The organism is bacterium (assembly GCA_009926305.1).
Taxonomy (GTDB): Bacteria; Bdellovibrionota_C; UBA2361; order UBA2361; family RFPC01; genus RFPC01.
Map to the genome: position 1 here is coordinate 28,588 of RFPC01000008.1, position 22,233 is coordinate 50,820.

Here is a 22,233-nt window from a genome sequence, read left to right on the forward strand (position 1 = left end):
CGACTCCTCAAATGAGGCTACTCATCGTTAAAAATTACTTCGATCTCCCAATACAAGCTCTTCTGGAGAATCACCTAGGTAGATGCCATCAGCTGCCAAGATCTCATCGTAGTTACTCGACCAAGAATCGACCCGCCACACTGGGTTTCTCCCAGTCTCTATGAGGGTAAACATAGGCTTCACCTGTATCACTCCCTCCACATAGTGTCCTACCTCAATAATCTCACCGATCCTCGGCTTGCCAGTTCCCTTCTCTCGGAAAAGCCAGACAACACACTCAATGGCCAGCGCTATTTGTTGTCGAATAATTTCAACAGAGACAGATTTCTGAGCTCGACCCAGTAAACTTTCAAGACGAACAAGCGTCTCACGTGCGTTCCTTGCATGGATAGTTGACATCCCAACGTGTCCTGTCTGAGCACTCTCAAGGAATGCTTCGGCAGCATACGGCGTCCGCATCTCACCAAGAATAACCCGTGTTGGCGTCATTCTAAGGGTTGTCTTGATATGCTCTTGCAGACTCACCTCTCCAATTCCTTCAACGTTCGCGGTACGAGATACCAGAGAACGGAAATAGGGATGTTGAAAGTTTAATTCGGGGGTATCCTCAACAGAGATAATTGACTCATCTGGCCCAAACTGACTCGCCAAACACTTAATAAGCGTTGTCTTACCAGTTCCAGTCTCTCCAGCAATCATCATTGTTACGAGACCACTACGAGTGAGACTGGCGAGATAGTTTACAATCAGTGGTGGGGCCACTTCATAACTGATCAGACCATCAAGAGACACATCACGCACCCTTGGAATCCGAATAGCCAGGAGAGGTCCACGACTTCCACAGACGCTCTCATGAACGGCACAAATTCGAATTCCATTCGCCAATGACGCATCGATTGTATGTTGTTGGGTTGAAAGCGACTTTCCGAGTCGAAGAAGTAGCCGGTCAATAAAAGCAACATATGCTTGATGGTTAGGAAACTGTAATCCTGTTGCTTCACTGACCTTCCCGCGCTGCAACACGACTGTACGCCAGTCATAAACGTGAATATCAGTCACTTCTTTATTATCGATGAGCGGCTGCAATACCCCCCACCCCATGATATCTTTTTGGAGGTGAATGATAACGTTGGCACGCTCAATATCATCGAGAGTTTCCGAACGTGTGCGTAGAACCTTATCAACTGCGGAGACAATTGAGGCCTCGTCCACATGCTCAAGACCATCTTCGCTCTGCGCTTGATTACCAAATTCACTTCCGATCTCACGTCGAGCCTCTCGAAGAACGGTAGTCGCAAGAACTGACAACTCCCCCTGCCCACTGCCACGTCTCGGAGTGCTTCGATGAGACGGTTCCTCATGTCGACTGGTGGCTCTACTCGTACTGGATCTGCTATCGGCTATCTGTGCACTGCGTCTAGAAAAAGAAACCTCTTGTGTCTCGCGCTGATTGTGATCGCTCTCAGCTCCGCGGTGAGGTGAAGCCCCAGTTCCCGCTACTGTATTTTGACGGGTGGTACGCGTTGAAAAGAGACCAAGAATTGAGTCTTCATCACGATCTTTACTCATTTTCTTCCAAACCCCTTTAGAAACCCTTCATTATACACTACAAGCACTACGCCTGCTCAGCGAAAATACGACGCATTTCCCCTATTCCTTTAGATTACGGGATGTCTGATTCGGGTGCAAAATCTGGAAACGGCGTTAAAACAAAACAGCGTTAACCCAAAACGTCGTTCAATGGTCACCGCGCAGCAAGCAAAAGCTCACTATTCAAGGGGTATCTGGTAATTTCTGATGGTTATTCTAGGGAGTCCGCAGGAAGGAGCTGACCGTTAACAAGGTAGAATTTCTTCCCGTCAACGATAACGGCACCCTCATTCTTTACTTTCTCTCTGGTAACCGGTCGTCCGAGCAAATCTGGAATGGTCACCTCTCCACGACCCTGAGTTGCCTGAGAATCGGCATCACCCCGAAGAGAGAGACTGAGAGAACCTGAGGTAGAGGCAAGCTGTATCTTCTTCGCATCCTCTGCTGTCACCAATAGGGTTACGGTATTAGGCACAACACCCGCCTTGACATCTTGATTCGTTGTCTGGCTATCGGCAGAAAGCACCTCAGCGTTTTCTACAATCGGAATAATGGCTGGAGAACCATTTACCCGAGTCGACCAATTCACATCCACCCGCGCTCCTGGCCGAGCGAAACCACCAACGCTGGTTAATGAATCTGTACGGATCGTTACTGCTCGAAACCCCTCAGGTATCTTAGCAGTCAGCACGTTCGCTGGTCGGATCGTAGTGATATATTCCTTATGAAGAGGCTGACCGGGAACAATCAGCGAGCGGGCATAGCTCCCTTGAATCTCATCGAACCCCCGAACAGCTCTCTCAGACACCCCTACCTGCGGCCGAGATTCTGAGCGGAACATCCTTGGCTCAAGAGCACTTCCGGCTTGAACCTCTTGGATGGGAACCAGCACCTCAACCATCTTCATCGGCGCCACCGGCTCCACGACTGCAACGGGCTGGTTAGAGGCGACAGGAGCCCCTTTCTTTCCAGACTGTATGAGGAGAAAGGCCACACCTCCCGAAATGATAAACAGCACCAATCCTACGAGTATAAGGACCTGAGGACCGCTTCCCCCACGGGATGGTTGTGTTCTTCCAAATTGACGAGCCATTTCAATGCTTTTCTCAAATAATGGTAAGGCTCACGAAGGTGCGAGCCAAAAAAGAGTCCGAGCTCGGCAACGTACCTGTATGCCGAGCCCTTCTTGATTTAGGCCAGTCCTCGCCTCCATTCACCGACAGTGTCGGTTTTAGCAGACGAGGCAAAAGCAACCGACCTATGACCCCGCTATTTGACTACCAACAACACTAAATCTTTCGCTCACTTCATTACCGAGAAAAGTGAGTGCCCCGATAGCAACAACGGCGACAAGAGCCACCAAAAGAGCGTACTCAACAAGGCTTGCCCCAGCTTCTTTTTTAACAATTGCTTTCATCTCTTTCTCCTAACATAGCGAACAAGAACAACTCTTAACTTCGCAGATTAAAATTCACAACGCTTCACGCCCGAGCGAGCGAAACTCTCAACCTTTGGTCAAAAGCTTCTATGGCATGCCGGGGCTTCACGAAAAACAGCCACAATACATCCCAAACCACCGCATGAAACCCCCTTATTCTCCCACATCTGTGGGGTCGGCAAAAGATGGGAATCCCTGCTCATTGGTACGGCGCTTCAAGACTCTACTCAACCAACTGCCACTGCCTGCCCCGTCAGATGATTGCGACCTCCTATCAGCTCCATATCCCCCTGTTCCACGCCCTCCAGAGGCTCCAGCTCCTGACTCTATTATCCCTATCTCTCTTGCTACCTCCTCAAGGGCCTCTCTCGTTGCCTTCTGTCCCTTGCTGTACAGCGTTCTGCCACTTCCAGGCCAGATCGCAGCTTTTGGATCATTCGGAATTGGTGGCAACCGCCACGGAAGCTCACCCAGACCATGAACTGGCTCTAACTCTGCTTTAATCTGAGGCAATCCCAGTAAGTCTCCAGAATATGGATTAACGAGAAAAACAATCCGGTCAGTGCTCCCGACCAAAGCCTTGACGAAAGTGAGATATAAATCAACAGCCGTGAGCCCTAAGATAGTATCATCTATCACGATCAAAACGACATCAGCGGCACGAAGAAGCCCCCCTGTGGCAGGCCCCATTCTTCCCCCGGTATCCACGATCACAACATCGTTCATAAGCCGCGCGCGATCGACAATCCTCTGAACGAGACCCATTCCATCCGTATGACAAACCAGGTCCATCGATTCCGCCATTCTGTCAGGCGGCATCAACACCGACACATCTTCACTAATTGGTATTGATGCTTCTTTCATCGACTCTCGGGTGATCTCTTGGCTGCCGTTGACCCAAGAACTGACTATCTTTGCTTCAGCTCCATTCACGGTTAACGAACGACTTAAATCTCTCGTTTCTACATCGAGATCCCAAAGAAGGGTTCGTTTCCCGTAAACACTACACACCTCACCGAGAGCAGCAGCTATAGAAGTTGCACCTACCCCACCCTTGGCATGAGTAACAGCAACCACCCGACCTTCTCGAGCTCGACCTTCCTTCTTAAAATCAGCATTGATTGCCACGAGCTCTTGCAAGAGGTCTAAAGGTCCAGCACTGTCTGGAAAAACTTTGCGAACTCCAATCGAATGCGCGGCGCGAAACGCCCCACCACCGTACGTGCTATCTGAAACAAAAAGAATAATCTGAATCCATGGAGCAGCAGCTTTTGCTTGTCGAGCCACCACTGTTGCCTGCTCTCCAAGCCCAGCTCCTAGCACAACAACGTCGGCTTCGGATACTCGCTCTAAAAAATCGCGATCACTGACAAGCTTTACTTTGAGGTCGAGCATTTCGATGTCACTCTTCGTAAAGAGCTCTATGCGCTTGGCACAAAATGCCTGTGCCTCTGTGGTGACATCAACGATAAGCAACTTCATTCGAAAAAACCTATTAAAATAAGCAATGTAAATAAGATGCTACTATAGCTGTAACGTCTCGACAATTTAGGATTAAGCCTCTCCCCATCTCACGAATAATTGCCCTACACGACAATGATTATGGGGAAAAACTCATAAAAAGCGCATCTAGAGGCAAAAAAGAGCCACATTGCGATGGATAAACGAGACCACAAACCACAAGCCCTGTCAGAGCCAAGGAGAGAAGTATAAATAAAACAATAGTTAAAAATGTCTTCGCGTTAAAACGGATACGCTCCAAACCAGTTCGGGGTCTGTTATTAGCTCTGGAGTGAAAAACTGGCTCCGACTCCCCAAAATCACCAAATCCAGAGGGAGCGGAAGACCCCCTCCACAGGGTACTGCTCCTTCCGCGCTCTGCTCCTTTCTGCTGCCCAGAGACGGGCAGCATGGCAGCAATATCGGTACCCTCTGCCATTGAGGTCCTACGCTCAAGACCAGACTCATGCTGATCAATCGGTAAAATATCTCTCACCTTAACCCGGGAGGAGTGCGTTCCCCCGGATGAAGCTCTTTTTCCCTTACGAGGCTTTTCTGCCAAGAGCGCCCTCTTCGGGGACCCCTCTCTGAGGCTTCCTTCGTTAGCCTCAGAGTACCGAACGCTGTCTCGTGAGAGTTGTTGTTGAAGCGCTAACAAGTCATGAAGCATGGCTTCGGAAGATTGGTAGCGTTCCTCTATCGCTCGAGCCATAGCCTTGAGAATGATTCTCTCTAACTCTGGCGGACACTCCGTTCGTATAGCACTTGGCATTCTTGGCTCAGTCTTTAATCGCTTCATCATTGTTGCATAGACACTTTCACCCCTGAATGGCTGCTCTTGAGTCACCATTTCGTAACCGAGAATGCCAAGTGCATAAATGTCTGAACGCCAATCGACGTGCGAGTTGAGCATATACTCAGGACTCACGTAGTCAATTGTGCCGACCACTCCACCGTGCTCGGTTAACTTCTGGCCACTGCCCGTACGAGCTATTCCAAAATCAGCTATCTTGGCTCTCCCAAGTTCCGTAAGGAGAATATTTTCTGGCTTCATGTCACGGTGAACAATCCCCGCATCGTGAATTGCTTGAAGTCCAGCACACATGTCTATTAGTAGACCTACAATTTCTCTGATCGGAATCGGCGTAGGATCCTCTCCAAGTTTATCTGCAAGGTCCCCCCCACCGACGTACTCCAGCGTATATCCTGTTATCTCTCCATCACGTATATAGTCGAACGCACGGACCACATTTTCATGAATTACACCGTAAGAGGCAAAAATCTCATTTCGAAACCGTCTTAGTGCCACCCGATCTTGCGCAACTTCTGGAAATAAGACCTTCATTGCAACAAGTTGATCGTCTTCCTCTTTGTCGGTACAGGCATAGACCACCCCCATACTGCCCGTGCCGAGGCGGCGAGTGACTTTGTATCGAGATGCGATAATTGTTCCGGAACGGATATGAATCAGTTTTGCTTGGTTCATATACTTAGTTCAGAATACCATTACTCCCTACAGGGCGTGACCCCGCGAAATGAGACAAACGGAAAACTGCTTCTTGCCGAAGAAAATAGTATCACCATGACGCACGGTGCTCTTGTCCCCAGATAGCGACTCCTCTTCGCCAGTATCTCCTCGGATAATTCGGGTTCCATGTTCTGAAAGTTGATCAAGAACCTGTAATTCTCCAAAATCAGCAATGCGAACAATGGCATGCATCGGACTCACGCTCTCATCATCAAGTACGAGAAAATTTCCAGAAGCGGGTGGTTCAGAGGTAATGATTAAGCGCCCCTGTCTCAGCTCAAAAAACTCGCCGTTTTCCTCCTCATCATAAGAGACCAGAAACCCCATGATTCTCGACTGTTTACTCCAGATAATACCTTGCCGAATCCGATAGGCAGCTGGAGGAGTCACGGGTTGAACCGGAGTGGCAATCCTTGCGGCAGATGGTGTTCTCTCCCTCTTTCCACCTGCGTTACTACTCTTCGTTCTTTCAGAGGGTGCAACTCCTTCATCTTCGCTCAGAGGCTCCTGATAGTGTGTAAACTGAGGCTTTGGCGGTTTTCGCTCCTCACGTGGAGTTGAAGAAGAGCTTTCTCGGAGTGTTCTATTCGTTTCATAACTCTCTGTTGCCACTCCTGCTGGAGCCTGGAATGCATCCGGATCCTCAACTGGATCTTGAGTCGTGTCGGCTGCACCCATATCCTTCGCCAGTCGAGCTCGAACTTCATTCGTAATATCTGGCGTCAACATGACGGTACGATTTCTCGCTCTCGAACCCTTGCCGCTCTCCGCTGCGTCCTCTTCTTTGACTCGTTCGTTCTTTCGATCTTTTTTTGAAGTCATTCCCTTCTCCCTAAAATCTGATTTGCAAAGCAATGGCCATTCCCGCTGTCAGTACAGCAATAAGAGACAGAATACCCATTATGATTGTTGTCTGAAAAAGCGCCGCGCCATCAACCTTTCGTCGAGGCTGTGATGCACTACGTAACTGTCTGACTGGAGTATCCAAAAGGCTGCTCTGAAGATAGCTCGCCATGTAGCGGGATGATAATAGCGGTAATATTGTCATATCCACCTCGCTCCTTTGCGAGTGTAACAAGACGGTCGCAAGCATCCGATGGAGAACAAGAGCTAATAATTGAAGCGATCTCTCCTTCCTCAACGAGGCTATAAAGCCCATCGGAACAGAGGAGCAAGATATCTCCCAGGCTACTATCACTTTTCGATGTACTCGGATTAATCCAGTACTGGATGAGATCAATGTCTAATCCAGGATTTGCACCGAGACATCTTGTGAGAATATGCGCTTTTGGATGGGACAGCGCTTCGTTCTCATCGATCTCGCCTTTCTCAACAAGCTCCTGTACATAAGTATGGTCTACTGTGAGTTGCTGAATTGCTCCATCCCGAACAAGATAGGCACGTGAATCACCCACATTTGCAATGACAACCTCTGCGCCAAATACCTGAACGGCCGTGGCGGTCGTGCCCATTTGCGCAAATGATTGATTTTGTCTTCGAAGCACTACCCGACGATTTGCTTCTTCTAGAGCACTCTTGATCGATACCATCGGAGAACGCGCCGGCTGATTCTGAAGCTCGCGACGAATTGCATCTATTGCAAGTTGAGCAGCGAGATCGCCTCCTGTCTGTCCTCCCATTCCATCGCAGACAAGCCACGTTATTCCAGACGGCGACTCGATCGAAGCAAACCGATCTTCATTGAGTGTTCGTTCACACCCAACATCAGAAATAGCGGCTGGTTCTAGGTATGATTCGTGGTCACTTTGCATTATGAGCTTGCTGCCTCTTCACCGTGTTTATTACCCCCATCTGTAGCCTCTTTGCATAGTTCCTTGCAGACATCTGCTCAAAGACAAATCCAATGGTCATGCTAAAAAGCATCCAAAGAGCCTTTGCGCTGGAGAGCACCACAAACGGAAAACCCCATATTTGGATTCAAGTATTTGAAGATACGGTCCATATTTTCAGCTCTGGTGGCAAAAGTCGGTCTTTTTTCTGCAAATACCGTTTCAGCGGAGCTCGAAAAATACATCAGGGAAGCCCACTACTGCTCTACGCGAGAAGAGCCAAAAAGAAGACATTAAACTTTGTTCTAAATTCGATAGGATTCTGGTCCGACGCTTCTCCGCTCAACAGCCTCCCTCTTTCAGTTGCTGCTTCAGTGCGAAAGCGAAAAGCGTTCTCCAAAAGATCATTCTGAGAAATGCGGAACGTGCTCCGTGATACTTCCTTCATTTTGTGCTTCGCTCTGAAAAGAACCACGAGCGAGACAACGAAAAGTTGATAGGGAGTAATTTTCCTGAATAAAAATCCAGTCAGTGTAACGGGGCATTGCTGCTTTTTTCGTACGACTCAAATCTTGAACCTACCAGCAGGTAGCTCTCTTCCATCACTTACGCCTTTAAAGGCGAGAAAATCTAAAAACTTGAGATTTAGAGCGTGAATCGGCACTATTCCACGGGATGAATTAAAATGTGGAAGGAATGAATCATGGTAAAGCTTTCAAAACTCTATACTCGAGCCGGGGACGCTGGCGAGACAGGGCTCGTTGGAGGTAAGCGAGTGGTGAAAGCAAGTCCTCAGGTGCATGCGTATGGTGATATTGATGAGCTCAATAGTTGGATCGGCATGATCAGAACGCAACTGAGAGGGCAAAGTGCCATAGATGCTGATACCGCCCTCCACGAAATTCAACAAGAGCTCTTTGACATTGGCGCTGAGTTAGCGACTCCACATGAGTCTGAATGGAAGCCTCCTACCATCATCACAGAGTCAGAGGTAGCAGCTCTCGAAAAACAGATTGATGTATGGACTGCCTCGGTTCCAGAACTGAAGTCTTTTCTCCTTCCAGGGGGCTCTCAACTCATGAGCACCATTCACATTACGAGAACGGTATGTAGACGTGCGGAACGCTCTATCGTTGGCTACTCGCAAGAAGAGTCAGTAAGACCTATTATTCTCATCTATCTGAATCGCCTCAGTGACTGGCTTTTTGCATTTGCCCGTCATTGTTCTGAGATTACAGGTGAGGCTGAACATTTATGGGATTCTACTCGGTCTGTGCCAGAAGAATGAGTGCCACTCTTTTAAATATTTTCAGGTGGAATCAAAAGAGTATTCATCCCGTATTCATGAACAAGACTACCACCCGTAGCACCCGTAAAGATTGATAACAGGCATAAAAACAGAGACATCAGGAGTGCGAGCGCAGCGAAAGTCTTTTCATGCCGCACAGCAATTATTCCCACAAAAATAGCTCCTCCAGTTACTAGAGAGGCCAAAAGAAGAACTCGTCCCCAAAAATAATGCCACTCTAATGCCTCCTTGGCTGTCGGATGAACATCCTCGATTATCCCATCGGTAGTCCATGAACCTGAATAGAATGCCCATGCGGCTAACCCGATCTGTAATATCACAAGTGCTAACAATTCATTCTTTACACTGGATAAGTTCTCTAATCGGAACAGGCAGACGAGAAATAGTACAAACGGAAAAATAAGAGGTCCATGGATGACGAAAGGATGAAAAAAGTGGGGTGGGACTTCCATTTTATACCTTATCCACCATTTTTTCGTCTCAATGCAACAACAGTTGCATCATCTTTCAAGAGACGTCCCTCTCGAAAATCATCAAAATTTTCCTTGAGCAGCTGGATAACATCTTCTGCAGAAATTTCACGAGGAAGTTCAAGGAGAAACTTTTCCAATCGCTCGATACCGTAATACGCTCCCTCCATATTGGTACTCTCGGGGAAGGCATCTGTGTAAATGATGAGAATATCATCTTTCTCAACTATTTCTTGACCAAGAGAATAGTCTGCTCCCTCAAGAAACCCAAGGGGAAATCCTTCCCCCTTCAATTGTAAGACTTTACCCTCTCGACGCCTAAGAAGTAGTGCTGGGGGATGTCCAGCACGTGCGTAGTGAAGAAGACCGGTTTCATATTCATACAAATAACTGAACATCGTCACGAACTTGCCATCCGGGAGCTGCGGCTCTAAAAGTCCGTTCATCTTTTGCAGCAACTCATGTGGAGCACATGCACCAGCTGCTACCATCGCCATTTTTGTCATACTGCCGATAAACGCCGCGGAAAGTCCATGTCCCGTCACATCGCCAATCTGAACACTCACTTTGTTCCCGGCAACCTCTTCGATAAAAAACCAGTCTCCTCCGACTTCCTCAAGAGGCTCATATGAGAAGGCTATTTCAAACTCATCTTTTTCAGGTAGCACTTTGGGAAGAAGATTCTGTTGAATGCTTCTTGCCTCCTCAAGATCTTTCTTCAAATGAAGCGTAAGATCTCGCAAAGCAGCATTTGTCTCGGATAATGTTGCTGTTACTTCATCTTCTCCAGCAAATTTACGTAACCGCACCTCAGTCGCAATCTTGCTGGCCACCGCACCAATTGAATACGGCTTTACAAAAACTTCGACTTTATCCAGGGATTTTTTCTGAAGCTCCTCTGCTCTATCTTCATTATCCACAAAGAAGAACATGGGAAGACTCTGAATCTTCGGCTGGTTTTTGACCGTCTCCAAAAAATCGATTGAATCGGTATCGGTAGAGCCATCAAAAAGAATAGCATCAATCGGCTCGCGACCTAACAGATCTTGCACTTCACTCCACTGATCAACGGAGAAAAGTTCATATCCAACTTTCTCAAGGAAGCTCTGGAACTTCGGATCATTGAACTGAATCAACAGTAATCTATCAGAAAGAGACACTTTTCCTCCACGGGGGACGGCCTGCTCAAGACGTCCGAACTATACCCTCTCCTAACATCTAAACAGATTGATCGGTCCCTGAAAAGAACCTCCTCTGAAGTACAGAGAAAATGGTTAGGAGATCCCATGGTTTGAGCGTATCTCTACGCAATGGACTCAGCCCCCTTTACTATTGAATCCCCTTTACTATTGAATCCCCTTTACTATTGAATCCAGGGAAGCTCTTCTTGAAGATCCATCAAGATGGCCTCAAGCGGCTCATCATCAGGCGCGATAACGACATCCCCTTGTATCGAATCAGCGAGCTTCTCAAGGGCGACAAAACTTTCATCTCTTCCAAACTCTCCTTCGATACTCTTGACCGTATCAGCACCAAACAAAGATAGGCTCTCTTCGATATCGTCTTGGTCCCGAGAAACGATCAGCAAACGATGCCCATTAATATCGAGAGCAGCTGGAGCTCTTCCGGAAAAAGGAATGAAGTACCGTGACATTGCGCTCTTCCTCCTGTGCGTTTCGATCACTTACGCCCAATAACAGTCCTTTTTGGGCTGTTACCCGCAAGAGATTGCTACCTCCAAAATTGGTAACCTCTCCGAAGTTGCCCAACAAGCATAAGTTACTCAGCAATCATACGAGTTCTTCACTCAAGCAATCCCTACCACACCCGTCACAAGAAAGAGAGATGTGGCATGCACGACAACTTATCGGTATCATCAAAGAGAAACATTGATTCGCGCAATACCCATTTTTTGTACAGTGAGAGTATTTCGCGAGAGAGAAGGAAAAATGACGAAACAACAAACCACAGCCCCTGTATCGCTACGGGACATCGAAGACGCGCGGAAGCGAATCGCACCTCATCTTTTTAAAACGCCCCTCTCATTCTCTCATGGTCTTAGTGCACGATTTAATCGAGATGTATATATCAAGTGGGATAATAAATTACGCACTGGCTCTTTCAAAGAGCGTGGAGCCCTAAACTTTCTACTTCGACTGAGTGATGAGCAGCGAAAGCAAGGAGTCTGCGCTGCAAGTGCTGGCAATCATGCTCTCGCCGTAGCATGGCACTGTAAAAAACTTGGCATCCCATGCACGATTGTCATGCCCACCACCGCTCCACTTGTAAAAATTAAAACCTCTTCAAACTTCGGAGCAGAGGTTCAACTCGTTGGGAAAATCCTTGGGGAGTCCTATGAATTTGCGCAGGAGTTATCACGCAAGCAAAAGAAAATATTCGTCCCAGGATATGACCATGTAGACGTAGTGGCTGGCGCCGGCGTCTCCGGTCTAGAAATACTTGAAGATCTGCCTGATTTTGATTCGATAGTAGTTCCTATTGGGGGCGGCGGGCTGATTGCTGGGATAGCTCGTGCCCTCAAGGAGAGCAATCACCCAGCAAAAATATTCGGGGTTCGCTCAACGTGGACAAAAGGCCCTGGATATACATCGCCGTTTTCACCAAGTCCTATCGCTGATGGTATTGCAGTAAAAGAGATTGGGGGCGTTCCCGCAGAAATTATAGAGACTGATGTTGATGAAATTTTATATGTAGAAGAACAAATCATTGCTTCAGCAGTAACTCTCTACCTCTATGAGGAACGGACCGTGATTGAGGGGGCTGGAAGTGCATCGCTCGCGACTCTGATGGCTGATATGATTCCAGCGAACTTTAAGAAGACGGTGCTTCTTGCATGTGGAAGCAACATCGATCTTAATATTCTAGCTCGACTTATTCAGAGATCACAGTTTCAACAAGGTCAGTTGGTACGCCTTCGAGTATCTGTTCCGGATCGCCCCGGGTCTTTGATGCAACTCACAAAGTGTATATCCGACCAACATGCGAACGTCCTTGAAACCTTCCATGAACGGAGCTTTTCTCGAGAACCAGGCAATGTAGAAATCACTTTTCTACTTGAGATACGAGACCTCAAACATAAACAATCCGTCTTTGAGAGTCTGTCTGCTCTCGACCTGAACCCCATGGAGGTTTAATGGCATAAATCGCATGAAGAATGCTTGCTCGCTGCAAATGCCCGAAATTACCCGACTTATCTTAATTTTCTGACTTCCGGCTATTGAGAAGAATTGAAGTAAACAAGTAATTTCAGTTAGTTATTATTCCAACCTATGCATCTTTCGAGTCTTAATACCCCATAACACAGGAGCCAGAAGACAATACAGTGTCGAAGAACTCGCATCGCTATATACCGCGTTTGCAATGGCTTCTCAGACCACGCTACGCGCAAATGGAGAAAACTTTGATCTTTCAATGTCTTATGCGTTATATCGAATGGGGAACAGAGAATGCTCCTTGGCACAATCGTTTAAGCACCGACTTTATGCTTAACTAAAGGATAGAATGAGTCACGGAACTGAACAAAAACAAGTCTTAACAAGACAAGCGCAAGAGGTTGCAAAGACTCCTCAAAGTAATCCGTCTCACTCAGCGGAACTCCGCACCGAACCTGAAATTACGAGGGAGTCCCTCCAGACCTCAGAAGCGGTAGTTCGGAAAGACTCCACACTAGATAATAAACTCTCTGTTCACCTTGACCAGTATCGAGAAACGTTGACCGATATTTCACCGATTACTGATAGAGGACTTTCAAGAGAGACTCAGAAAAGCGACGTTACATCCGAGCTTACTTCAAACCCCAAAGGGAATGACGAGAAAGCCCTTTCGGTGAAGAAGAATACTTCAAAGGATATTTCAATTATTGAAGATCCGATTGGATTTCTTGCGAACCTGTTAAAACGATTCGAGAGATTTCTTCTGCGTTCTCTTGATGACAAAGAAACGATGCCGAATCCAACACACGTCGCGCAAGACCATCAGAGTATTCCACATTTGAAGAAAAAGAAGCGGAAGAAGAAGTACGCTTCCACGGGAAGCAATGAGGCTTCCGTTGAACTCTACAACTTACAGCACTTGAGTGAGGGCGATGAGCCTACCGTTGAGACGGGAAAGCCAACTCAAGTAACACATGACGTATCAAAGTCGATATAAAATCGGCGTTCTCCCCGACAAACGAAAAACTACTCGTATAAAGCAGGAAGCTCTCGACGCAGCACCTCAGCCTGCTCGGGATTCCGCACCAGGTACTCTTTAGCAAGCACTCTCAACTCGTCCTGCATCTGCTGGTCATCAGAAGCAAAGGCCTGGAGCACAGCAAGAGCCGCACCACCAACGAAGTCCCCCGTACGAACAAGCTCTTTGAGCTTAAGAAGGGCGGGTTCGGCGTCAGATGAAGCTGAATCAGTTGCAGACCGTGTCGCTACATTCAGGCTATACAACGCTCTGTGAAAGTTTTGCAACTCAACGACTACCCCCTCTTCCTTCTGTAGAACGAGCTCTGTCTCCGACAAACTCTGAGGGGTAAGGTCTGCACCGAGTTCATTTCCACCTCCTGCTTTGCTTAACTGAATCTGCGAGAGAAGAGCGGTATACATGGGCGCAAGTGAAGCATAAGGCGCCCTCTCCTGAGACAAGGCTCTCGTTAACTCTCGTGCGCGCGATAGCCCTTGTTCAAACTGATCTTCTTTCGTCTCATCCGCCACTGCTGTGGAATCAAAAGTACTGAGTTGCTCAACTTGCTCTTGAAGGTTGAGAAGAACATCGGCAGACCTTCGGAGCGATTCATGGCGCGTTTGTTCGAAAAAACTTTTCCCATATACAAAAGCAAATCCCAGAATCACTACAGTTGTAATGATGCGCCAGTTCGTCTGAAGAAACTTTGCAATCGGATCTTCAGCGACGGTTTGTTGAATAATCTCACTGGAGCCGTCCCCTGAGTCCGAACCTCCCTTCTTCTCCCTGTTTCCAGAGCTGATATTCTTGCCGTGACTCTGTGATGCGGCCTTTTGACTCGTCATCGACTCTTGCTCTCCACTATCTACTCTCACATTTCCTCCCTACTGCGTCCGTCTGTGGTGATAAGAGAAACGCCTACGCACCTCTTCATGAATCAATCAGGTCTTGTATTTGAAGTCATCAGGATCGAGTTCTTCAAGAATCTCATTCCACTTGTCCTTGTCGATTTCCTTAAAATTCTGAAATCGAGAAGCAAGCTCCTCTTCTAATAAATCGCTTGCTGCTTCCGCATCTGCTGGACCCTGACCTTCACCGCCAGAAACGTCCGAAGAGTGTGAGGGAGCATCTGGCTCTCCGTCTTCCTGAGAATCTCCTCCAGAATGCATGTTATCAGCGAAACTAATCTGAGCTTGGGACAATACTTGTTGGGTAACAAAAATCGGCGCCTCCGCACGCAACGCAACTGCGATTGCATCAGAGGGGCGAGAATCAAGAATAAGCGCTTTATCTCCACTCGCTAAAATTAGCTCGGCAAAATAAGTCGAGTCTTTTAACTCAGTGATGACCACCCGCTCTACACGAAACGAGACCTCATCGAGAATAGTCATCACGAGGTCATGGGTGAGAGGTCTTGCCATCTCTAATTCTTTAATTGCACTTGCAATTGAGGTTGCCTCTGCTACACCGATCCATATCGGCAGGTGAATATCACCCTCTTCATTTTTCAGAACAACAACGGGAGCCTGGGTGTTCGGGTCTAGCACTAGACCACCAACAAACATTTCTATCGCTGATTCATCTTCCATAGTATCGACTCTATATCCCCTAACCGAACGAAAACTCTTTCCTCTCACTATAGAGAGTGTATCGAGTGCGAGGCTCACTGTCTATGCTGAGCGGAATAAATTCTCTACAGCTCCTACTGTATTGAAGGCTATTTTCAGGGGGATTACTACGTGTGCAAAGGTGCAACACGAGTCTTCTACGCTTTGAATTATCAGCAGGGGGCAATCCGTGCACCGTGTAGGGTGTATCGAGAGCTACGGGTAATCCGAACTTTCGTCATCATGCCAGGACCCAGATCCTCCTCAGGTTGTTCAAGGTGGATCAGTATATTCTGTGAGTTTCTCCCTTGCACAAGCTCTGGATTACTCTTCACAAACCCATCGATGAGAACTTCAGTCTCCTGGCCAATCCAAGCGGTGAGCTTCTCTGCCGTATGATCTTGCTGTAATGCCTGTAACTCCAGAAGTCGCTCTCTCTTCACACTTTCAGGGAGCTGTTCCGAGAGTCTTTCAGCTTCTGTACCAGGTCGGGGCGAAAAGGCAAAAGAATAACTCGAATCAAATCTAATCTCATTCATTGCTTTTAGAGTTTCCCTAAACTCCTCTTCAGTCTCACCAGGAAAACCGACAATAATATCCGTGGTGATTGCGACGCTCGGACATGCATCTCTCAATCCTTCAACAATTCGATGAAATTTTTTCATTCGATAATTACGGTTCATTGCCTTTAAGACTCTATCACTGCCTGACTGCATGGGCATATGAACATGCCGACACACCTTTGGATTGTCATGGAGGATTCTAAAGAAGTCGTCTCGAATCTCTTGTGGATGCGGGCTCGTAAAGCGAATCCGATCGATTCCATCCACCTCAGCAACTTTTTCTAACAGTTGTGAAAACTTCATTCGCGGTGAAAGATCTAATCCGTAAGAGTTTACCGTTTGACCTAAAAGAGTTACCTCTCGAACACCTCGCGTAGCAGCAAGGCGAACTTCTTGCAAAATCTCTGCTATGGGACGAGACACCTCAGGTCCTCGTGTCGTCGGCACGATACAATATGCGCAGTTTTTATTGCATCCTCGAGAAATGGTAATAAAAGCAGAGGCTCGTCCAGTTGGCCCATGAAGCGGCAACGTTTCCCAGTCCTCACGATAGTCAACCGCAACCTGCTTTCCGGCTCCTTTCTGTATGTTCTGAATCAGCGCTGGAACGAGCGAAAGATTGTGGGTGCCAAAAACAAAGTCTACGAGCGGTGCACGCTTGATTATTTCAGCGCCCTCTTGCTGGGCAACACATCCCCCCACTCCAATCAGGAGGTCGGTATTCTTTTCCTTCAAACTGCGGAGACCACCCACCAGGCTATAGAGCTTATGTTCGGCTTTTTCTCGGATACTACAGGTATTAATCAGAATAAGATCGGCATCCTCAGGTTTCGATACTGGTTGATGAGTATTCTCAAGCAGCACCCCAAGCTTCTCCGAGTCATAAACATTCATCTGACAACCGAAGGTATGAATATAGACCCCTTTCAACTCCGCACCCGGTACTCGTACGGCATGTGAACCAGACGGTTCGATCAGCTCATGGGCATGAGTTCCACATCCGGCTGAGGCTGTTTGCTTCGCACCAATTTGAATCAGAGATTCTTCTGACATGTTATAAGACCTTGTCTGCGACCACATTTGCCGCTGGCATATACTGGGAGTAGGAGTCTAATGCCCTTCTGATAGAAACTCAAACGAACTGAGCCGAATAGCTGGACGAAACCCTTGCTGATAGAGATTATATGGAAGGGGCGTTTGTGTGCGTAGTGAAAGGTTAAAATGCTCTTGGGGCTCTAAGTATCTCTCGCCTAAAGAGAATTTCCCAGGGTCTCCTGTGGCCGTCTCGACCCCACCTGGCCGCTCGAAACTCGTACTCAGCCAAATATTCCCAATTGGTTTCTCGAATGGATTTTTAAGGCTGACTCGCAACTCGAAGGGAACAAAACACTCATCACGACATTCAGCTGGAAACTCTTGGACCTCGACATGCTCAATGATATCTAAAGACTCGGGGGGAGTATTCTTTGCGTGTCCCCAGTTTGCCTCTATCTGATAATCCGTTATCCCTTCCATGAGTGGCTGCTGGAGGAGCACTCGAGAAGAGACATCTGCTGACAGTGTTGCTTCACCTACGGGCTTAAGGGTACGTAATGCCCGTAACTGAGAGAGTCGATATCCATTTTCACGAACAAGACTTCCATGGGAAAAGAGCTTAATAGCAATCTCTATGCTATCGGCCTCAATCTGCGCTCTTGGAACTATATCGAGCACGAGCGAAAGCATTTTTCCGTCATTGACTTCATCAAGAATATCCATGCTTACAGAAGGAGGGGCATCCTGCTCTATTTGAACAGGTGCTGATATTTCTGTTTGAGAGGCAAGGGGTACCCATGAACAGGCCGCGAGTACAAATACACTCACACCAGATAACACCAGATAGCTAGCCACGAGTCTCAACTTCAACATCCTTTATCTTCCACCCGCCAGACAACGAAAAGCTCCACTCCTGATTCTCCTGCCGCTCCTCAACAACATAATATGGAACTCGGTAATAGCGAACTCGAGAATTTACGATAGCCGCGTAAGCATCTGGAGAAAACTCAATTGACTCGATCTCACTCTCGACTACACGCTCGTCTTTCCCATGCTGAACAAGAAATTGCCGAATCGTCGCCTGCGAATCTGGCTCCGCAAACGACAAAGCCTGCAATTGCTTACCCCACATACGAACTCGGTTAAAACGAACCACTTCCTCCTGGAGGAGCCGTTGTCGATCACTCTGAAGCAAACCTGACTGTCGAGCAGAATCAATGAACGGAACAAAAATACACCCTGTTAGAGATACACTCAGTATCAACCCAAGAATTAAAAAAAGAGTCCGTCTTTGCATTGAATTCCTACTTTCCAAATAATCGCTTCAATCGAGCCGTGAGTGAGAGATTCTCGTCACTCGCTCTATCTTCTGCCCGGATTGAAAACCGATCATTCTCCTTGTGAAAGGTAAAAGGATACCGGGCTCGGACTTCGCTATCTGTCTTAGCCGTGAGCTTTTCAACTGGAACGCCATCAGAAAACGATGTTGATGGATCCGCTCGTAACTCGGTTAAGACCGACCGTGTTCCACTCATATCCAACCGTGGATTCTTCATGGCAAGATCACTACGCAGGTGTGCCAGATCCTTCGCGCCAAGAATGACGACACCAATCGCAATGAGAATGATAACGACTCGGTCTAAGATCGGACCACTATTATTACTCATAGTTCACCGTTCAAAAATGGTTCTGCCTTAGTGTCTCACAGGGAAGTCGCATTCTACAACCGATGTTTTGAACGACCCCCCCTCTCCTTCAGGGGGATTCCAGAAGGAGCCTCTTCTTGTCAGCTATCGCTTCACCTGGATGTTCCCCTCAATCCAAGCAACGATATCTCGTGTCGCAGTCCCTGGGGGAAAGAGCTCCTTGACTCCGAGCTCTTTCAACTTTGCTGCATCCTCTTCAGGGATAATCCCGCCACCAAAAACGGCGATATCCTCTGCTTTCTTCTCTTTGAGGAGTGAGAGCACTTCAGTAAACAGCGTCATGTGGGCACCCGACAAAATACTCATGCCTAAGCAATCGACATCTTCTTGTATGGCACTCGTTACAATCATGTCAGGTGTTTGATGAAGACCTGTATAAATCACTTCCATCCCAGCGTCCCGAAGAGCACGTGCCACGACTTTTGCTCCCCGATCATGACCATCAAGCCCTGGCTTTCCAATAAGAACCCGAATTGGTGAGGATTCGCTTCGCTCACTGACTTCTTGCTTCCCCGTCATACACTACTCTCCATCACAAAATCTTATTTCCAACCCCAAAGACTCTCTCCTCTACGGCTCCCTGAAGCAATCCGCTACCTAAAGTAAGCCGCTCGCTAAAGCAAGCCGCTCGCTAAAGCAAGCCAGGGTCGCGATAGATCCCGAATACCTCCCGAAAAATATCAGAAACCTCACCCACTGTAACGCCATCATCCACCGCATCCACCAACACTGGCATAATATTTTCACTATTTTTACATGCTGCTCTAATACGCTCCAGCGCACTCTCTACTTTTGCGCTGTCGCGCCCTAACTTAAACGCCACAACTCGTTCTCGTTGATTCTCCTCGACGGCAAGATCGATCTGATGGGTCGGTATCGGGTTCTCCTCATTCTCATCTTTGTATGAATTTACTCCTACAATCCTATAGGCATCTCCATCCACCCGCTTTTGGAACTCATAAGAAGCCTCAGAGAGTTCCTTTTGTGGATAGCCTTGCTCCACCGCTGCAAGCATGCCGCCCAGTGCGTCGATCTTCTCGATGTAGGCCAGTGCTTCAGATTCAATCTGCGTGGTGAGCTGTTCCACGTAATAAGAACCACCCAGCGGATCTACAACATCTGCAACTCCCGTTTCTTCAGCAAGAATCTGTTGCGTTCTTAGAGCAACTTTCACTGCGTGCTCTGTGGGCAACGACAGGGTCTCATCCATTGAATTTGTATGGAGTGACTGTACACCGCCAAGCACTGCAGCAAGCGCCTGTAAGGCAACACGAGCTACATTATTGACGGGTTGTTGCGCTGTAAGACTTACTCCTGCGGTTTGGGCATGTGTCCGTAACTGCATCGACTTTGTGGTTTGCGCCCCGAAGCGATCCCTCATGAATCGTGCCCACATTCGGCGAGCAGCTCGAAACTTAGCCACTTCCTCGAAAAAATCATTGTGGACATCAAAGAAAAAGGAGAGTCGTGGAGCGAAGTCGTCAACTGGCATACCCCGGTCAACACAATGCTGAACATAAGCAAGACCATCAGCCAGCGTAAACGCCAACTCCTGAGCAGCGGTCGCACCTGCTTCCCGGATATGATAGCCGCTGATACTAATCCCGTGGAACCTCGGGGCATGTTGCGAACAATACTCGATAATATCACAAGAGAGCCTCACTGAGGGCGCTGGCGGACAAATCCACTCTTTCTGTGCGATAAACTCCTTGAGCATATCGTTTTGAATAGTTCCACCAAGTTGAGAGAAGTCATACCCCCGTCGCCGAGCGACAGCAAAGTACATCGCCATGGCAATGGGTGCAGTGCAGTTAATCGTCATTGAAACGGTAACTTTCGTGAGATCGATCTCTTGAAAAAGCACTTCCATATCTTCAATGGTTGAAATGCTCACTCCCTCTCGACCGACCTCACCCTTCGAGAGCGCATGATCCGCGTCGTACCCCATCAGCGTTGGCATATCGAAAGCGGTAGAGAGTCCTGTTTGTCCATTTTCGAGAAGAAACCGAAAGCGCTTATTCGTATCCTCTGGTGTTCCAAAACCGGCAAACTGACGCATGGTCCACAGCTTTCCACGGTAGAGATTCGGATGGATGCCTCTGGTAAATGGGAACTCTCCCGGAAAACCAAGCTCAGCATCCGGAGAAAAATCTGCCATCTCATCATGCGTTACGACAGTTGGATGTGGACGAAAACTGATAGAGTCGAAGTGCTCTTTTCTTTGTCGTGATTCTGGTTTGTGTGTTGCTAGCCACTCAGCCTTCGACTGAGACTTCTTACTTTTATCGTTTGCCATACCACCCTACTTCCGCTCTTTTCAAAGCCCCCTTACGGTATAACCCACTAGAACCGTCTCGCTCCAGTGACCGTTTGCATCCGGTACAAAATTTACACGGAATCTGGCTGCTCTCGCAACCTTTCCCCCTCTAGTCCTGCTCTTCACGCAAGAGAGAATCAGCAACTACCAGACGCTGAATCTCACTGGTTCCCTCGTAGATTTCCGTAATTTTTGCATCACGGAGGTGCCTTTCTGCTGGAAAGTCTTTCACATAACCATAGCCACCAAAAATCTGGACCGCCTTATTCGCAACCCATGATGCCGACTCTGATGCGTAAAGCTTGGCCATGGCCGCTTCTCGACTATAGCTCATTCCCTGGTCTTTTTTAAAGGCTGCAGAGAGCGTTAACAAGCGAGAAGCCTCAACTCGATTCATCATATCAGCGAGATAGTTCTTAATTGACTGGTGCTCGCAGATAGGCTTACCGAATGTTTTTCGCTCCTGCGCATAACCAAGCGCGTCTTGAAGTGCCGCGCGAGCTATCCCAACTGCTTGTGCCGCGACGCCAGTTCTTCCACCATTCAGGGTCGACATGGCAACATTAAATCCTTTTCCTTCGTTCCCCAATAACGCAGATTTGGGCAACTGCACATTATCATAGTGAATCGCACAAGTAGGAGAACCACAAATACCTAGCTTATCTTCGAGAGGTCCACGGGTGATCCCTGGCAAGCGTAGAGAGTGCACAAAAGCTGAAACACCCCGATACCCAGACTGAAGATCGGACGTGGCAAAAAGCACACACGCATCGGCTCGCGGACCATTGGTGATCCAGTTCTTTGTTCCGCTCACAATGAAGCCCGCCTCGTTCTTTTCATATCGACAGGTCAGAGCAGCGGCGTCACTGCCCGTCCCCGGTTCAGACAGCGCAAAACAACCGAGCTGATCTCCCGTAGCAAGTGGAGTTGCGAATTCAGCATGTTGTTCAGGTGTTCCAAAATTCACAATTGGTGCAAGACACAAAGAACTATGTGCGCTCACGATGATCGAGGTGGAAGCGCAGGCTGCTGCTAGCTCTTCAATAAGAATACAGTACTGCACTTGAGTAAGACCGGATCCCCCAAGTTGCTCTGGAACTGTCGCTCCCATAAAACCGAGTTCAGCTAACTCAGGGAGCAATTCCTCTGGGAAATAATGTTCATGGTCTATCTTTTGGGCAAGTGGAGC

The 22,233-nt window shown here is 47.9% G+C and carries 23 protein-coding genes; 3 read left to right on the forward strand and 20 right to left on the reverse strand.

All coding sequences use genetic code 11. From position 1 onward, the window contains the following. Positions 1-27 precede the first annotated feature (27 nt). The 8 genes from EBR25_02745 to EBR25_02780 all read right to left on the reverse strand — a co-directional run bounded on the left by EBR25_02745 (position 28) and on the right by EBR25_02780 (position 8,321). Positions 28-1,569: a CpaF family protein gene (locus EBR25_02745; protein NBW39900.1), complete on the reverse strand. Its 1,542-nt coding sequence runs from the start codon at positions 1,567-1,569 to the stop codon at positions 28-30. A gap of 232 nt (positions 1,570-1,801) precedes the next feature. Continuing rightward, a complete protein-coding gene (gene cpaB / locus EBR25_02750; GenBank protein NBW39901.1) occupies positions 1,802-2,683 on the reverse strand; it encodes a Flp pilus assembly protein CpaB in 882 nt (293 codons plus the stop codon). 165 nt (positions 2,684-2,848) lie between these two features. After that, positions 2,849-3,007, reverse strand: a complete 159-nt coding sequence (locus EBR25_02755; GenBank protein ID NBW39902.1) for a Flp family type IVb pilin — start codon at positions 3,005-3,007, stop codon at positions 2,849-2,851. A gap of 174 nt (positions 3,008-3,181) precedes the next feature. Next, the gene (locus EBR25_02760) at positions 3,182-4,510 is read right to left on the reverse strand and encodes a hypothetical protein (protein NBW39903.1); all 1,329 of its coding nucleotides are present in this window, start codon (positions 4,508-4,510) and stop codon (positions 3,182-3,184) included. A 118-nt stretch (positions 4,511-4,628) separates the two neighbouring features. After that, positions 4,629-6,014 (reverse strand): serine/threonine protein kinase, encoded by a 1,386-nt coding sequence (locus tag EBR25_02765; protein NBW39904.1) that lies wholly within the window; start codon positions 6,012-6,014, stop codon positions 4,629-4,631. A 27-nt stretch (positions 6,015-6,041) separates the two neighbouring features. After that, entirely contained in the window at positions 6,042-6,878 is an 837-nt protein-coding gene (locus EBR25_02770; GenBank protein ID NBW39905.1) for a hypothetical protein, read from the reverse strand. 137 nt (positions 6,879-7,015) lie between these two features. After that, positions 7,016-7,828 (reverse strand): serine/threonine-protein phosphatase, encoded by an 813-nt coding sequence (locus EBR25_02775; GenBank protein ID NBW39906.1) that lies wholly within the window; start codon positions 7,826-7,828, stop codon positions 7,016-7,018. Between the two features lie 283 nt (positions 7,829-8,111). After that, complete coding sequence (locus EBR25_02780; GenBank protein NBW39907.1) at positions 8,112-8,321, reverse strand: hypothetical protein; 210 nt, start codon at positions 8,319-8,321, stop codon at positions 8,112-8,114. 228 nt (positions 8,322-8,549) lie between these two features. Between EBR25_02780 and EBR25_02785 the strand changes: the two genes are divergently transcribed. Next, positions 8,550-9,134 carry a cob(I)yrinic acid a,c-diamide adenosyltransferase gene (locus EBR25_02785; protein ID NBW39908.1) on the forward strand — a complete coding sequence of 195 codons (585 nt, stop codon included), beginning with the start codon at positions 8,550-8,552 and terminating at the stop codon, positions 9,132-9,134. Positions 9,135-9,145: 11 nt separating this feature from the next. Here EBR25_02785 and EBR25_02790 read toward each other — a convergent pair whose 3' ends face one another. The 3 genes from EBR25_02790 to EBR25_02800 form a co-directional block, all read right to left on the reverse strand. Next, the gene (locus tag EBR25_02790; GenBank protein ID NBW39909.1) at positions 9,146-9,607 is read right to left on the reverse strand and encodes a hypothetical protein; all 462 of its coding nucleotides are present in this window, start codon (positions 9,605-9,607) and stop codon (positions 9,146-9,148) included. 8 nt (positions 9,608-9,615) lie between these two features. Beyond that, positions 9,616-10,785 carry a response regulator gene (locus EBR25_02795; GenBank protein NBW39910.1) on the reverse strand — a complete coding sequence of 390 codons (1,170 nt, stop codon included), beginning with the start codon at positions 10,783-10,785 and terminating at the stop codon, positions 9,616-9,618. A gap of 203 nt (positions 10,786-10,988) precedes the next feature. Then, a complete protein-coding gene (locus EBR25_02800) occupies positions 10,989-11,279 on the reverse strand; it encodes a hypothetical protein (GenBank protein ID NBW39911.1) in 291 nt (96 codons plus the stop codon). Positions 11,280-11,544: 265 nt separating this feature from the next. Here EBR25_02800 and EBR25_02805 point away from each other — a divergent pair, with 265 nt between their 5' ends. Together EBR25_02805 and EBR25_02810 are read left to right on the forward strand one after the other, a co-directional pair. Beyond that, positions 11,545-12,780: a pyridoxal-phosphate dependent enzyme gene (locus tag EBR25_02805; GenBank protein ID NBW39912.1), complete on the forward strand. Its 1,236-nt coding sequence runs from the start codon at positions 11,545-11,547 to the stop codon at positions 12,778-12,780. Positions 12,781-13,147: 367 nt separating this feature from the next. Next, positions 13,148-13,795, forward strand: coding sequence for a hypothetical protein (locus EBR25_02810; GenBank protein NBW39913.1), 648 nt, complete (start codon positions 13,148-13,150; stop codon positions 13,793-13,795). 29 nt (positions 13,796-13,824) lie between these two features. Here the strand turns inward: EBR25_02810 and EBR25_02815 are convergent, their stop codons facing one another. The 9 genes from EBR25_02815 to EBR25_02855 all read right to left on the reverse strand — a co-directional run. Continuing rightward, a complete protein-coding gene (locus EBR25_02815; GenBank protein ID NBW39914.1) occupies positions 13,825-14,691 on the reverse strand; it encodes a hypothetical protein in 867 nt (288 codons plus the stop codon). A gap of 66 nt (positions 14,692-14,757) precedes the next feature. Then, positions 14,758-15,483 (reverse strand): bifunctional nuclease family protein, encoded by a 726-nt coding sequence (locus EBR25_02820; protein ID NBW39915.1) that lies wholly within the window; start codon positions 15,481-15,483, stop codon positions 14,758-14,760. Between the two features lie 113 nt (positions 15,484-15,596). Then, positions 15,597-17,066, reverse strand: a complete 1,470-nt coding sequence (gene miaB, locus EBR25_02825) for a tRNA (N6-isopentenyl adenosine(37)-C2)-methylthiotransferase MiaB (protein NBW39916.1) — start codon at positions 17,064-17,066, stop codon at positions 15,597-15,599. Positions 17,067-17,096: 30 nt separating this feature from the next. Further along, a complete protein-coding gene (locus EBR25_02830) occupies positions 17,097-17,894 on the reverse strand; it encodes a hypothetical protein (GenBank protein NBW39917.1) in 798 nt (265 codons plus the stop codon). Further along, positions 17,869-18,318: a hypothetical protein gene (locus EBR25_02835; GenBank protein NBW39918.1), complete on the reverse strand. Its 450-nt coding sequence runs from the start codon at positions 18,316-18,318 to the stop codon at positions 17,869-17,871. Before EBR25_02835 ends, EBR25_02830 begins: the two co-directional genes overlap by 26 nt. 7 nt (positions 18,319-18,325) lie before the next feature. Continuing rightward, positions 18,326-18,688 (reverse strand): hypothetical protein, encoded by a 363-nt coding sequence (locus EBR25_02840; GenBank protein NBW39919.1) that lies wholly within the window; start codon positions 18,686-18,688, stop codon positions 18,326-18,328. A 123-nt stretch (positions 18,689-18,811) separates the two neighbouring features. Beyond that, positions 18,812-19,246 (reverse strand): cobalamin B12-binding domain-containing protein, encoded by a 435-nt coding sequence (locus EBR25_02845; GenBank protein ID NBW39920.1) that lies wholly within the window; start codon positions 19,244-19,246, stop codon positions 18,812-18,814. Between the two features lie 112 nt (positions 19,247-19,358). After that, entirely contained in the window at positions 19,359-21,023 is a 1,665-nt protein-coding gene (locus EBR25_02850; GenBank protein NBW39921.1) for a methylmalonyl-CoA mutase, read from the reverse strand. A 130-nt stretch (positions 21,024-21,153) separates the two neighbouring features. Next, positions 21,154-22,233: acyl-CoA dehydrogenase (locus tag EBR25_02855; GenBank protein NBW39922.1), on the reverse strand; the 1,080-nt coding region annotated here is incomplete at its 5' end.